The following is a 13922-nucleotide window of genomic DNA, read 5'->3' as shown; positions in this document are numbered from 1 at the left end:
TCAAAGGTCAAGACCACCTCATCGGATGTCCCGATAAAGCCGCTGCCGCTGACGCTAATGGCGAGATTACCCCGGACTACCTCGACCAGTTGCCGGTTGGAATCCTCTTCCCCGCTGCTTCCACCCGATATGCAGCCCGCGGCACCGGCCAGGGACAAGCACAGCAGAAGGGCAACCAGAATCTTTGAGCGTTTCACCTGACTAACTCCTCCTCTTTCTACCGGCTGCCTTTGAACCATGTTCATTCATCAACTTCTCGAAACCGGCCATATGTTTGCTCATTTCCATTAATACCTGCTCCAAGGCTTCGACCTTGACCAGCGCCAGCACCTGGTCGTGGAGAACCTTGAAGACCAGCAGCGTATCTCCACTCTCAATGCCCACCTCCCTGCGGGCATTGGCCGGTATGACCACCTGACCCCTGGGATTGACCGTTATCGAGCCCAGGCATTTGTACTCAGGAGAAACATGTCCGATATCCATAATACCCCCTTTGACCCAGAAGTAGTAAATGTATGAATATTCATAATTATAGTACTTTGAGGAGAATCCCACAAGTTAACGGGGCTAAGAAACGAACAAGAAAACGGAACGGCGTAACAGATGCGATGCCCCATCACACATAGAGCAATTTGAATTAAGAAGGCTATTTGCCGGAACTTCCCAGTTCCTTAGCCCTTTGGTAGGCTGCCTTAACCGCCCGGCTGATAAGCTCGGTGAAACGCCCCTCCTCCAGACGGGCCAGTGCCGCGGCGGTGGTACCACCGGGAGAGGTAACCATCCGGCGCAGTTCGGCGGGCGACCTATCCGAACCCTGCATAAACCGTGCCGAACCCAGGATTGTCTCGAGGGCAAGCGCTCTCGCCATATCGCCGGGGAGCCCGATATCTACAGCGGCACTGGTCAGCGCTTCGGCAAAGAGGAAAACATAGGCGGGACCGCTGCCGCTCACCGCTGTCGCCATATCGAGGTAACGCTCATCGGTAACATTTACCTCCCTGCCCATCGTGCTAAGGATTGCCGCGACCTGAGCCTGTTGCTCCTGACTTACCCCCGTAGTGGCCGTCCAGACACTAATGCCCTCACCAATCCGGGCCGGAGTATTGGGCATTACCCGGGCAACACAGTCGTGACCAAGCCCGCGGCACAGAGCACCAATCGTGGCGCCAGCGACAATGGACAGCACCAGCTGCGCCGCATCAAGACAGCCGTTGATCTCGCTCATTACTTCGGCAAGCTGTTGCGGCTTCACCGCCAGCACCACTACTTCACTTCCGGATACCGCCCGGCGGTTATCACCCGTGACGGTAATGCCGTACTTTTGTTTAAGGTCCCGGCGACGGAACTCGCTGATATCGCTGACGGTGATGTTATCCACCGTACTGAGTCCCTTCTCTAGGATAGCAGCCAGCATCGCTTCTCCCATATTACCGCCACCGACGAAAGCCAGCCTCATATCGCTCTCCTTATCCTCATCTCATCACCAGGTTGACCAGTCTGCCGGGGACGTATATCGTCTTGAGCAATTCCCTGCCCTCAAGGTATTCCTTTACCCGCTGGCTTGCCATCGCCAGACTCTTAGCCTCCGCCTCGGTAACGGACACCGGGACAGTAATCCTATCGCGCAGCTTTCCATTGACCTGGACAACCAGGGTAGCCTCTTCATCACGGGCCAGTTCTTCGTTCCACTGAGGCCAGGGCTGGTTATGAATGCTGTAGGGATACCCCAGCCGCTGCCACAGCTCCTCAGTAAGGTGAGGAGCGGTGGGGGCTAAGAGCATCAGGAGGATCCGGACAGCCTCCGCCCAGGCCGATGGGGCAACCGCTCCAACTTCCATTATCCGGCTCAGGTGGTTGGTAAACTCCATCAAGGAGGATATCATGGTGTTCAGGTGAATCCGCTCCAGGTCGCCGGTTACCTTCCTGATAGTCTGGTGGGTGATGCGGGCGAGTTCCTCCTCCGCATTCTCCTTATCAGCACCGGCCCTGTTAAAGCAGCGGTATTCCTTAAGCACCAGACTCCACAGCCGGTTAAGCCAGCGGCTAACTCCGCTGATGCCGCTGTCATCCCAATCGCCGCCCTGCTCCCAGGGAGCGAGGAACATCAGATAAGCGCGGACGGCGTCAGCCCCCAGTCGGGAGACGTAATCATCAGGGTTAACCACATTGCCCCGTGATTTGCTCATCTTATGGTGCCCGGAGATAATAATGCCCTGGTTAAAGAGGCGCTTGAACGGCTCGGAGAAATCAACCAGTCCCATATCTCGAAGCGCCTTGATAAAGAAGCGGGCATAGAAAAGATGCATAACGGCATGCTCGGCGCCACCGGTATATAAATCGACCGGCAGCCAGTAGCCGACCTTATCGCTGGCAAATGGAGCTGTGTCGTCATGGGGACTGGCATAGCGCAGAAAGTACCACGAGGAGCACATAAAGGTGTCCATGGTATCGGTCTCCCGCCGGGCCGGAGATGAGCAGCGGGGGCAGGTGGTATGAATAAATTCCTCGCAATACTTTAACGGTGATTCACCGGTAGGCTTGAACTCGGCGTTCTCCGGCAACAGGACGGGCAGGTCTTTCTCCGGGACAGGCACAATACCACATCGCTCACAGTAGATAATGGGAATAGGAGCCCCCCAGTAGCGCTGCCGTGAAATAAGCCAGTCGCGCAGCCGGTAGGTTATCGCCCTCTTTCCCCATCCCTTTTCCTCCAGAAAATCAGAGACGGCCTGTTTACCCTGGTCACCATAGAGGCCATCGAACCGCCCCGAATTGACCATAGCACCCGGCTCGGTGTAGGCTGCAACCGGCTCTCCACCCCGCCAGTCGGCAGAAGCGATGACCACCTTTACCGGCAGGTGATATTTCCTGGCAAAGGCAAAATCACGCTCGTCATGGGCCGGGACTCCCATTACGGCGCCGGTGCCATAGCTCATCAGGACGTAGTCGGCAATCCAGATAGGTACCCTTTCACCGTTAAGCCTGTTTACGGCATAAGCCCCGATAAAGACCCCTTCCTTCTCTTTTTCCGTGGACAGCCGCTCTATCTCACTCGCGCGCCGCGAGCGGTCGATATATGCTTCAACCTCGGCCTTCTTCTCCGCCGAGGTCAGTCGAGCCACCAGGGGATGCTCGGGAGCCAGCACCATAAAGGTAACCCCGAAGGCGGTATCGGGACGGGTGGTAAACACCCGAATCTCTTTCTCTTCCACGCCGGGGTAGTCGAGGGCAAAGGAAATCTCGGCACCGGTGCTTTTACCCACCCAGTTCCGCTGCATTATCTTTATCCGCTCCGGCCAATCAATACCTTCATAGAGCATCAGTTCGTCGGCGTATTTGGTAATGCGGAAGAACCACTGCTCCAGGTCGCGCCGGACGACAACCGTCTCACAACGCTCGCAGAAACCGCCTACTACCTGCTCATTAGCCAGTACCGTTTGACAGCGCGGACACCAGTTGACCGGCGCCCTGCCTCGATAGGCCAGACCGGCTTGGTAGAGCTTCAGGAAGAACCACTGCGTCCACCGGTAGTACTCCGGCAGGCAGGTAACAATTTCCCGGCTCCAGTCATAGATGGCGCCGATGCTTTCCAGCTGGCGGCGCATATTATCCACATTGCGCATTGTCCAGGTGAAGGGATGGATGCCACGGCTGATAGCCGCGTTCTCCGCAGGCAGTCCGAAGGCGTCAAAACCAACCGGATGGAGCACATTATAGCCCCGCATTCGTTGAAAGCGGGCGTGAACATCAGAGGGAGCCATTGCATACCAGTGCCCGATATGGAGGTCTCCGGAGGTGTAGGGGAACATCGTCAGCGCATACCACTTAGGCCTGGCGCTGTCTTCGCTAACCTGATAGAGCCTGTCCTCGGCCCATTTCTGCCGCCACTTCTTTTCTATCTCAGGGGGATTATAGGTATCAACCAATCCATTCTCCTATCTGAACCCAGGCCCGCCGCTAAAGGGTGCCGCCGGCAAAGAGCGGAACTGTTTTATTTTAGCAATAAAGGGTGAAGTGTGCAAAAGAAGGACTCCGGGGTATGCTTATGCCTGCTAAGTGCAGATATCGATGAGTTGTATCCCGTTCGCCGGTATTATAGACTATTGATAGGCACCTGGAACAACGGGAAATGGAAGAGTACGGATAAGGGAAATGGCGGATAAGCCCATAATTGATAAGACTCTTGACGTCAGGGGTGAGATTTGCCCCAATCCGGACATAAAGGTCAGGGCGGCGCTGGAGAGGATGGGGCAAGGGCAGATTCTAGAAGTCTTGCTCGATTACCCGCTGTCGGTAGAGCGTGTCCCCCGCAACGCGGAGAGAAGGCAACACCGGGTTATACTGATAGAGCGGATGTCAGGAGCGGAACACAGGATATTAATTGAGGCCAAGGCAAACTGGCAATGAAAAGTTGCGGCGCATGAAAACAGGATAACGAAAATCTGCTCACGCCGGCCTCGGGTCTACCCGCCGCCTCGTTTCTCAACATAGCTTACCGGAGCCAGCGACATACCTCCGTCGACGATGATCGTCTGACCCCTGATCATGAAAGACTCGCTACCACAGAGGAAAGCTACCACATCGGCAACATCTTCAGGACTGACCAGTCTGCCCGCCGGGGTTGTCGGCAAGGCAGAGTCGTTCCCCGCCAGCGCCGCTTTTAGATAGAGCAGACCGGCCCCGGTCTCGATAAGCGAAGCTCCTACCGCATTAACACAGATATCTTTCGGAGCCAGTTCCACCGCCAGATAGCGCACCAGGGCCTCAAGAGTCGCCTTGGATACCCCTATGGCGGCGTAGCCGGGCCAGACCAGCTTCGAGCCCAGACTGGTGATGGCTACTATCTTACCACCCCTCCCCTCCATCAGCCCGACCGCCCGCTGCGCACCGAGCAGAAACGCCCTAGCATTGATATCCATCGTCCAGCCCCAGACCTTAGCATCCAGGTCAAGGGCAGAACGGGGCAGACCGGAGGCAGCATTGCTGACGAATATGTCCAGCCGGCCAAAGCTGGCGGCAACGGTATCGAACATCTCATCGAGCTTCTCCGGCTCGCCGACATTGGCCCGGACGACACTGGCCTTTACGCCTAACTCTTCGATATCCCGGGCCGTTTGCTCAGCAGCCTCACGCCGTCGGAAGTAGTTGACAATAACATCGGCTCCCTCCCGGGCCAGCCTCAAGGCTATTGCCCTGCCAATGCCACGGGAGCTGCCGGTTACCAGGGCAACCTTACCTTTAAGCATCTGTCTCTTAAGCCTCCTTCCCAGAAACTTTGCGGCCGCAATATCCAGCCGGCCGGCAAAGTGCAGCCTTTACCTGGAGCGTAGAGTATCCCATTATACCTTTACGACTTGCCTCCTGTCATTACCAACCGGAGAAGGAAATCAGCGTAATCTTCTGCAGCATTTAAAAAAATATTTGTAATTGACACCGGTCTATTATATAATGACTCCAGTGGTTTCAGTTTAGGTTATTACAAGTTTAGATAGGCCCTGTTTAGCTTTCTTAATACGTAGGATGACCGAAAACCCTAACCAACTATCATAAAAGGAGGTCATCCTATGAGTTTTCAGGACAAGTCGATCCGATGTTCCGACTGTGGAACCACCTTCACCTTCAGTGCTGACGAACAGGAACTCTTTGCTTCCCGAGGCTATACCAACGAACCCAAGCGTTGTCTGCCGTGTCGTCAGGCCAGGAAGTCAGAGCGTAACGGAAGCAGTGGCTATGGATCCAGCTATGGATCACGACGCCAGATGTTCCCGGCAACCTGTGCCGAGTGCGGTAAGGACACCGAAGTTCCCTTTGAACCCCGTCAAGACAGACCCGTTTACTGCAGCGACTGCTATCGCAAATCCAGAAATATTCAATAAATCCAGTTAACTTTAATGGCATACATAGGCCGGCTAGCCGGCCTATGTATGCTCCCCAAACAGAGTGTTAACTATCCTCATCAGCATCGCTGCCAATAAGGAGGATTCTGTAATGGGATCAAATCAGAAAGACAAACAGATAGCAAAAGAAGCTGAAAGACTGGCCCGGGAAAAGGCGAGAAAGGAAGCCTGGTTTGCTAAGGAAAAGGCCATTGAAGATTCTCAGAGACTAGCCGAAGCCAGGCGAGCGGAAAAACGCACGGCCGGGGAAGCCGAACAATTGAATAAAGAGCAAGCCCGAAAAGAAACCTGGCTCGCCAGGGAGAGGGCTATTGAAGAAGCTCAAAAAGCGAGAAAAGCAACCGAGATGAAGCCGGACAACTTCTGAGCTTACCCGAAATAATGGGTTTCTCATCTCATAAACGGAGCAAATATTGAAAATACTTTTAGTTTATCCACATTATCCCGATACCTTCTGGAGTTTCAGACATGCCTTAAAATTCACTCCTAGAAAAGCCTTGAACACTCCTTTGGGCATACTGACTATCGCCGCTATGCTACCGGAAGACTGGGAGAAAAAAGCAGTGGATATGAATACCACCAAATTAACTGACCGGGACATCGCGTGGGCTGACTACGTTTTTATCAGTGCCATGATTGCCCAGCAGAAGTCAGCTCTGGAAGTCATTGACCGATGCAAGAAACTAAACAAGAAGACAGTCGGCGGAGGTCCTCTCTTCACCACCGGCCACAAAGAGTTTGATTTCAGTGATATCGACCACATGGTATTAAATGAGGCCGAAATTACCCTGCCGCTTTTCCTGGAAGACCTGAAAAACGGTTGTCCCAAGCCTATCTATCAAACCGACCGGAGAGCCGATGTCACCACGACACCTACGCCCCTGTTTTCGCTGCTTGACCTCAAAAAGTACGCCTCGGTCACAATCCAGTACTCACGCGGCTGCCCGTTTGACTGTGAGTTTTGCGATATCGTTGTCCTGGACGGACACAAGCCGCGGACTAAAACCAGAGAACAGGTAATCTCCGAACTGGATGCCGTCTTTGCATCAGGCTATCGGGGCAATGTATTTATTGTCGATGACAACTTCATCGGTAATAAGAAAAAACTGAAGTCGGAAATTCTGCCGGCAATTTCCGAGTGGCAGGAGAAAAGACGATACCCGTTTGCCTTTCTCACCGAGGCCTCCATAAATCTGGCTGACGACGAGGAGTTAATGCAACTGATGTCCGACGCCGGGTTTAACAACGTGTTTGTCGGTATCGAAACGCCTAATGAAGCAAGCCTGTGTGAATGTAATAAGTACGCCAATAAGAACTGCGATATGGCCGCCGCGGTTAAGACACTGCAGAACCACGGCTTTCAGGTAATGGGAGGATTCATCGTAGGTTTTGACAGCGACCCGGTCTCCATCTTTAAGAGCCAGATCAACTTCATTCAAAAGACGGGGATCGTGACAGCGATGGTCGGTCTATTGACGGCACCTCCCGAAACAAAGCTGTGGCATCGCCTGAAGCAGGAGAATCGCCTCCTGCCCGGCGGCAGCGGTGATAATACGGACGGGACCACCAATCTAGTCCCCAAAATGAACTTCGACGTCCTCGTTAACGGCTACAAGCACATTCTGCAATCAATTTATGCCCCCAGGCAATACTACGAGCGCATTGCTACATTCCTGAAAGAGTACCGGCCCAGTGAAAAAACAGCCTGCAAGGTAAAGCTGGAGGCATACCACGTCAAGGCATTGCTTAGGGCAACATTGATGCTGGGTATCAGGGACAGAGCCTCGCGACACTATTGGAAGCTAATCTTTTCATCTCTCTTGAAATATCCTCGCCAAATTGGTTTATGCGTAACCCTGGCTATTCAGGGATTCCACTTCCGTAAGGTCTACGAAAGGGTGAGCGAAATTCGGATTGATGACGCCCTGCTGGCACAGCAAAAGAAGGTGCTGGAGGGATAACCGGTATAACTAATAAAATATTGGATTTAAAAAAGGAGAATGGTATGAAAATCTATGTTGGCAACTTACCCTATGACGCAAATGAAGAAGAACTACGGCAGGAATTCTCAGCCTTCGGAGAGGTTAGCTCGGTAAACGTCATAACCGACCGGGACAGCGGACGGTCAAAGGGGTTTGCCTTTGTGGAAATGCCGTCAACATCGGAAGGGCAGGCGGCCGTCGAAGCTCTGAACGGGAAAATCCTGAAAGAGCGGACTATGACTGTCAGTCCGGCCCGGCCACCAAGCGATAACAGGGGCGGCGGCCGGTCGTCTTACGGTAATCGGCGAGGGGGGGGCGGTGATTTCGGGGGCGGAAAATCACGAAGATACTGAGCACCCGCTATCGCATATCGGCTATAGTAGCCGCAATAGACAAAATAAACATCTACGGAGTAATCTCCTTGCAGGAGAGTTACCCGATTATTACTAAGGAGTTTTAATGAGTTTCGAGTCCTTTCATCTCCACCCGAGCATCATGTCCGGTGTGCGTGCGCTCGGCTACGCTAACCCGACACCGATCCAGCTTGAATCTATCCCGCCCATCTTGCAGGGTCGTGACTTTATCGGTCTGGCCCAGACCGGCACCGGTAAAACCGCTGCCTTCGTCTTGCCAGTCTTGGAACGCCTGCTACCGGGGCCGCGGCGTCAGATCCGGGCCCTCGTAATCTCGCCTACGAGGGAACTGGCTGAACAGATATGCGAGACGGTAAATGAACTGGGTAGAAATACTGGCCTGCGCGGCACTGCCATCTACGGCGGCGTGGGCGCTGGTCTGCAGACCCAGATACTGAGTCGGGGGGTCGACATCGTGGTCGCCTGCCCCGGTCGGTTGCTTGACCACATCTGGCAGGGTACCATTGATCTATCGCATGTGGAATTTCTGGTCATTGATGAGGCTGACCGAATGTTCGATATGGGCTTTCTCCCCGATATCCGGAACATCCTGAAGTGCCTTATGAGAAAACGGCAGACGCTGCTTTTCTCTGCCACCATGCCTGATGATATCCGGCGCCTGGTTAAGGAAGTCCTGAGTAATCCGGTCACGGTTCAGGTTGACCGAACGGCACCGGCGGCCACAGTATCGCACACCCTGTATCCGGTCAAACAGAATCTAAAGACGGCGCTACTGAAAGACCTGCTGCGCAAAACCGAAACGGATTCGGTACTTATTTTTACCCGTACCAAACATCGTGCCAGGCGAGTCGCCGAGCAGCTGCAGAAAGACGGCTTCAAAGCCGCTTCGCTGCAAGGCAACCTGTCTCAGTGCCAGCGGCAGGCGGCGCTTGACGGTTTCCGATCCGGTTACATAAAGGTGCTGGTGGCCACGGATATCGCCGCCCGCGGTATTGATGTGCTGCGTATTTCCCATGTTGTTAACTACGATATGCCGGATACTACGGATGCCTATACTCACCGAATCGGCCGCACGGGCCGGATCGGCAAAACCGGTGATGCCTTCACCTTCGTGACCGGTGAAGATACCGCCATGGTGCGGGCTCTGGAGCAGCTTATCAACGCCAGGCTGGAACGCCGCCATCTGCCCGGCTTTAATTACGATGTAGCTTCGGAGACGGCATACCCGGCACCCTCGCACCAGTCACGACAGCCGGCCCCCTACCGGAACAGGCGGAGGCGTAATAATTAGCTAAAGGGTAAAGTTCAGGTATCCCCAGTTCGAGGAGAGAATAGAAGGGGATACCTGTTGCCCTTGCCAGGGGGTCGATCTTCATACAAATCCAACTATTTCCGGTATTCCGACGCTCAAACCCGCCTCTATCCATCACGGGTAGAATACCCCCCGCCGGAGAAGATTTGAGAGGTAGGGGGGTAAATCATGTATACTTATACCAGATAGCATGAATCAGAAAGACTACTACAATATTCTGGGTGTGGACAGAAGTGCCAGCCAGAAATCCATAAAAGAAGCTTACCGGAAGCTCGCCTTCCAGTATCATCCCGACAAAAACAAGGGCGACCCGGCAGCGACCAACAAGATGAAGGAAATCAACGAGGCCTATGCCGTTCTCTCCGATGTCTCCAAGAGAAGGGAGTACGATCTTCTAAGGTCTCAGTACGGGCCGTCTGCTTACGACCGGTTCAGACAGAGTCATACCACCGAGGACATATTCAGGGGTTCAGACATCAACCAGATCTTCGAGGAGTTCGCCCGGATCTTCGGCTTCCGAAGCTCGGGCGATGTTTTCCGGGAATCGTATGGCAATGAATATTGGGGGTTCGATCCCGAGACTGGGGCAGGATCCGGAAAGCATTATGCATCCGGTTACCAGAATCAGATGTCAGAATCATCTTCCCCCGGGTTTATGGGCAAGCTAATCAAGTTTTTCTTGAAAAAGGTCGTCGGAGTGGAGCTGCCGGAAAGGGGCAGGAACTTTTACGATACGATTGTAGTGAGTCCGGAGAGGGTCCGGGGTGGTACCGAGGTGGAGTACTCATATGAGAGACGCGGGAAGACCAGGAACCTCATGGTAAAGATTCCGCCCGAGATAAGAGACGGCCAGCGGATAAGGCTGAAGGGGATGGGGTCTCCCGGAGAGGCCGGCGGAGCTCCCGGGGATCTCTACCTGCTGGTGAAAATAAAAAGGCCCTGGATCCAACGAATGAGAGACTTCTTCAAGATGTAGGGGACCTTTCTTTACGATAGTAAATCAGGAAGTTTTGCGTTATCCCGCATTAAGCCATTTTTTGGTGATTCTACCGGTCGCGAAGGATTATCCAGCCTAATCTTTTCCCGGGAACTGGCGTTTTTGATTTGTCCTGAATAGCCTTCATCTCTTATTGCTACTGAAGCTCATCTTCAATCAGGGATTCACAGAATGTAAGCTCATTGTTCTTGAGTTCAATGGTGAAGAGGGCACGGTATTTCCAGTAACGATACGGTCCCTTGTAGCTTGAATCAACCAGGGGCATGGTGCCCTCAGTCTGAGAAGAGGGACATTCTATTATGACTAGCATATTATTCCCCGTTCTGAATTAAGATTATATTCAGGGCATATTAGCCACTACCGATTACTATTAGTAACTTCGTACCAACCCAAGACTATCCTAGGATTCTTAGTTCATGGTCGGCACTTTTATTAAAGTATGCCCTTACGCTTCAACGTATGAACCACGAGAAATGTGGCGAACTCAGGTTCTGCTTTCCCCCAGCTCCCGTTTCGTGACTGTGTTCTATAGATTCTTTTCAGCGCAGAGTCGACTTGGGAGTTAGCTATCGGCATATCCAGGTGTGCTAGAGCATTTAGGGTAAGGTAGAAAGGAACCTTTCCCTGCCATTCCCCTTCAGGAGTCTGAATTCTACTCAGGACTTGAACTATTAGTTCTGTTGATCTACTGTTTGAGTATTTGTCATTGACTACTAAGGCACGGAGTAAGTTACTCAAGCACGACCAACCGTAAAGGTATCCGTCTTTACGAACAATCTCTCGGTCCAGGTGGTCATAGGCATCGATAACTTGACGGTCATGGTCCCGCCCAAACACGGTCGCTAAAAATAGAGCCGATGTCATACTAAAGACATCAAAACGGCAGGGAGAAAACGGTATTCCACGAAGATTTTCTGCCGTAATGTGCTCCCGATGGTAATCCCCGCAGACAGAAGTCAGGGACGGCATTGATGCTGTCAACCAATCTATACCGGCATCAACGGATCTGTTTGACTTACGTACCGTCAGGTGCAGATCAAAGAGGTGGCGTACCGTATTAACTACAGAATCTCCCCAAGAACCGTTTGGCATCTGACCATAGTTCAATAATGCTACGGTACTGTCAAAATCACGGCGCCACGAATTTGTTCCGCCTTGATCAAGCCATTTTTGTCTAGCGTATAGGCCTGCCGGTGTCTTACTTTGATGAAAGACTTGTAGGGGATCCTTAATCAGCATACTCATTTATAATCCTATTCCTCAATCTTAATGGTCCTCCTGAGATTTTTAGAGGGAGTGATGGGAGATACTAATTTACTGAAAGTGAAGTAACGGCGGGTGTTCGACTGGTATTGCTTGTACTTGTTTCCATATCTAGCGGCTAAGAATTTTTCCTCCTCGATAATCAGGTGATGCAATGTAATCGTTAGCAATATTGCTAGTATTAGGAAAATGGAAGTACCATTCATCAAGAATGTACCGACGAAATACAGGCAGTAGAAGACATATATCGGATTTCTTGACAGTGCGTAGACGCCGCTTATTACGAGAGATGAATGTCCTTTCTCGTCACTACCAATTCTCCACGCGTTACCCAGTATCCTCCAGGCATTAATATATAGCACAAAGCCCACGATAACAAGTATCATACCCGTAATTCTGGCAGCACACGCGCTCACCATAGCATATGATAGCTGCCATGGCAGAAACATTATTTCGGGATGCGTTATATGCATAACCAGGATAAAAACCCACAAGCTGATTATTGCCACTGCTGCTGTTCCGAGGACACGTTGTTTGCCACTATTATTTATCAATGCCAGCGCATTGATACCGCGAAACCTCTCATAGATCACTCTGCCAAGGACCAGACTGGTAAAAGCTATAAGAATCCCTATTTGCAGGTAATCCCAAAAAATATCCATGAAATCCCGATAACAGTCTATTCCGTATTATCTGATCAAAAGCACACTCTACCGAGCGCTGCCGGACAAGAACGGCGGCTGATCTATCAAATTCTGGATATGGTAGAACAATCTGCATAGCTAAATCGCATTTCCTAGCGAATTATACTAAATATTTTCTGGTAATAGAATGACAACTTAAATACTTCCCAGCAATGTCATTATTACTTAGTACATTCCATAATAAAGAGTTCTTTCTTTTCACTATATGTTTAGCTAAAGGTAAAATTAACACAATTAATGATTACTACCTAGGCTGAACAATACACGTTCTCACAATGATACGGTAGAATAGCATTATTCATTCCGAGGCTGCCGGTAAATGCTTACCTTAATTGACATATTAAAATCAGGCGATTAGTATTAACCATAACGATTAGTATTAACCATAAAGTGAATGGGACAACCAGGAGAAGATGTTGTGATTAAAAATCGCTTCCGGTTTCTGTCTATTATGAACTTCATCGGGTTTTTGGGGACTATTGTCATAAATGCACTGGCTAATATTCTTCCCATAAATAACAATACTACCGGTGGGTTATCCGACCGATACCCCAATTTATTCGTGCCGGCGGGATTTACCTTTTCAATTTGGGGGGTAATCTATGTTCTGCTCGGTATTTTCGTGATATATCATCTTATTATGGCCATCAAGAAGAAGGATGTTTCGAAAAACTCTTCTATAGAAAGAATCGGGGTACTCTTTTTTATTACCTGTTTAGCAAACGCCGGCTGGATATTCGCCTGGCACTACGAAATCCTCCCGTTATCTTTGATCCTGATGCTTATATTACTGGGATGTTTGATTATGATCTATTTGCGGTTGAATATAGGTAAGTCAGATGTAACAAAAAATGAAAAATACCTGGTGCACGTTCCTTTTAGTGTATACCTTGGCTGGATCACAGTGGCAACAATAGCTAATATTACAGCTTTGCTTGTGGATATGAACTGGGGTGCGTTTGGGCTTGGTGAACAATTCTGGGCTGTAGCTGTGATTGTGGTGGCTTTAGCGATTACGCTCGCCATGCTCTTCTCAAGAAGAGACGTATTCTATGGTATTGTTGTTGACTGGGCATTATTCGGTATATTAATGAAACGGCTTGCTGTGGAAGGGCCAACTGACCAAAATGTAGTTTTAATATCGATTGTTGGATTGGTAGTGATTACTACAGTGATAATAGTTCAGGTGGTAAGGAAAAAGGCATACCATATCGGCCAAACGGAATCCTTATAACGCGACCACAAGCCGCCATTTATTCTACAATCAGCCATCTCGTTCAATCGGGACTTTGATTCTGCCCGGATGCCCTTCAATTGCCACTATTTGCCTGCATTAATAGAAATAAGCAAGCGACGGACATCGTTTTCTACTTTATTCAGGTCTTCTTTTTTG

General features: G+C 51.0%; 16 protein-coding genes. 8 read left to right on the top strand and 8 right to left on the bottom strand.

The features are described 5' to 3' along the window. The 4 genes from PHI12_11515 to leuS form a co-directional block, all read right to left on the bottom strand. The coding region (locus PHI12_11515) for a hypothetical protein (protein ID MDD5511417.1) at nt 1-197 on the bottom strand (197 nt) is incomplete at its 3' end. 4 nt (nt 198-201) lie between these two features. After that, entirely contained in the window at nt 202-483 is a 282-nt protein-coding gene (locus PHI12_11510) for an AbrB/MazE/SpoVT family DNA-binding domain-containing protein (GenBank protein ID MDD5511416.1), read from the bottom strand. Between the two features lie 163 nt (nt 484-646). Next, nucleotides 647-1456 (bottom strand): pyrroline-5-carboxylate reductase, encoded by an 810-nt coding sequence (gene proC / locus PHI12_11505; GenBank protein ID MDD5511415.1) that lies wholly within the window; start codon nt 1454-1456, stop codon nt 647-649. A gap of 16 nt (nt 1457-1472) precedes the next feature. Further along, nucleotides 1473-3926, bottom strand: coding sequence for a leucine--tRNA ligase (leuS, locus tag PHI12_11500; GenBank protein ID MDD5511414.1), 2454 nt, complete (start codon nt 3924-3926; stop codon nt 1473-1475). A 226-nt stretch (nt 3927-4152) separates the two neighbouring features. Between leuS and PHI12_11495 the strand changes: the two genes are divergently transcribed. After that, complete coding sequence (locus tag PHI12_11495) at nt 4153-4407, top strand: sulfurtransferase TusA family protein (GenBank protein MDD5511413.1); 255 nt, start codon at nt 4153-4155, stop codon at nt 4405-4407. A gap of 56 nt (nt 4408-4463) precedes the next feature. On the opposite strand, the gene PHI12_11490 is transcribed toward PHI12_11495, so the two are convergent. Then, complete coding sequence (locus PHI12_11490) at nt 4464-5246, bottom strand: SDR family oxidoreductase (GenBank protein MDD5511412.1); 783 nt, start codon at nt 5244-5246, stop codon at nt 4464-4466. Between the two features lie 318 nt (nt 5247-5564). On the opposite strand from PHI12_11490, the gene PHI12_11485 reads away from it, so the two are divergent. The 6 genes from PHI12_11485 to PHI12_11460 all read left to right on the top strand — a co-directional run bounded on the left by PHI12_11485 (nt 5565) and on the right by PHI12_11460 (nt 10541). Continuing rightward, complete coding sequence (locus PHI12_11485; GenBank protein ID MDD5511411.1) at nt 5565-5876, top strand: zinc-ribbon domain containing protein; 312 nt, start codon at nt 5565-5567, stop codon at nt 5874-5876. A 112-nt stretch (nt 5877-5988) separates the two neighbouring features. Next, on the top strand, nt 5989-6264 hold the full coding sequence (locus PHI12_11480; protein ID MDD5511410.1) for a hypothetical protein: 276 nt from the start codon (nt 5989-5991) through the stop codon (nt 6262-6264). A 46-nt stretch (nt 6265-6310) separates the two neighbouring features. Beyond that, nucleotides 6311-7858: a DUF4070 domain-containing protein gene (locus PHI12_11475; protein ID MDD5511409.1), complete on the top strand. Its 1548-nt coding sequence runs from the start codon at nt 6311-6313 to the stop codon at nt 7856-7858. A 44-nt stretch (nt 7859-7902) separates the two neighbouring features. Further along, nucleotides 7903-8232 carry an RNA-binding protein gene (locus PHI12_11470; GenBank protein MDD5511408.1) on the top strand — a complete coding sequence of 110 codons (330 nt, stop codon included), beginning with the start codon at nt 7903-7905 and terminating at the stop codon, nt 8230-8232. A 106-nt stretch (nt 8233-8338) separates the two neighbouring features. Continuing rightward, on the top strand, nt 8339-9544 hold the full coding sequence (locus PHI12_11465; GenBank protein MDD5511407.1) for a DEAD/DEAH box helicase: 1206 nt from the start codon (nt 8339-8341) through the stop codon (nt 9542-9544). A gap of 211 nt (nt 9545-9755) precedes the next feature. After that, entirely contained in the window at nt 9756-10541 is a 786-nt protein-coding gene (locus PHI12_11460) for a DnaJ domain-containing protein (GenBank protein ID MDD5511406.1), read from the top strand. Between the two features lie 157 nt (nt 10542-10698). On the opposite strand, the gene PHI12_11455 is transcribed toward PHI12_11460, so the two are convergent. From PHI12_11455 to PHI12_11445, 3 genes are all read right to left on the bottom strand, one after another. Continuing rightward, on the bottom strand, nt 10699-10872 hold the full coding sequence (locus PHI12_11455) for a hypothetical protein (protein ID MDD5511405.1): 174 nt from the start codon (nt 10870-10872) through the stop codon (nt 10699-10701). 122 nt (nt 10873-10994) lie between these two features. Beyond that, complete coding sequence (locus PHI12_11450) at nt 10995-11801, bottom strand: hypothetical protein (protein ID MDD5511404.1); 807 nt, start codon at nt 11799-11801, stop codon at nt 10995-10997. 14 nt (nt 11802-11815) lie between these two features. After that, nucleotides 11816-12487: an isoprenylcysteine carboxylmethyltransferase family protein gene (locus PHI12_11445; protein MDD5511403.1), complete on the bottom strand. Its 672-nt coding sequence runs from the start codon at nt 12485-12487 to the stop codon at nt 11816-11818. Nucleotides 12488-12947: 460 nt separating this feature from the next. Here PHI12_11445 and PHI12_11440 point away from each other — a divergent pair, with 460 nt between their 5' ends. After that, entirely contained in the window at nt 12948-13763 is an 816-nt protein-coding gene (locus PHI12_11440) for a hypothetical protein (GenBank protein ID MDD5511402.1), read from the top strand. The last annotated feature ends 159 nt before the right edge of the window (nt 13764-13922 follow it).

The sequence above is a fragment of the Dehalococcoidales bacterium genome (assembly GCA_028716225.1).
Classification (GTDB): Bacteria; Chloroflexota; Dehalococcoidia; order Dehalococcoidales; family UBA5760; genus UBA5760.
This window is presented reverse-complemented; position numbering and strand designations above follow the sequence as displayed.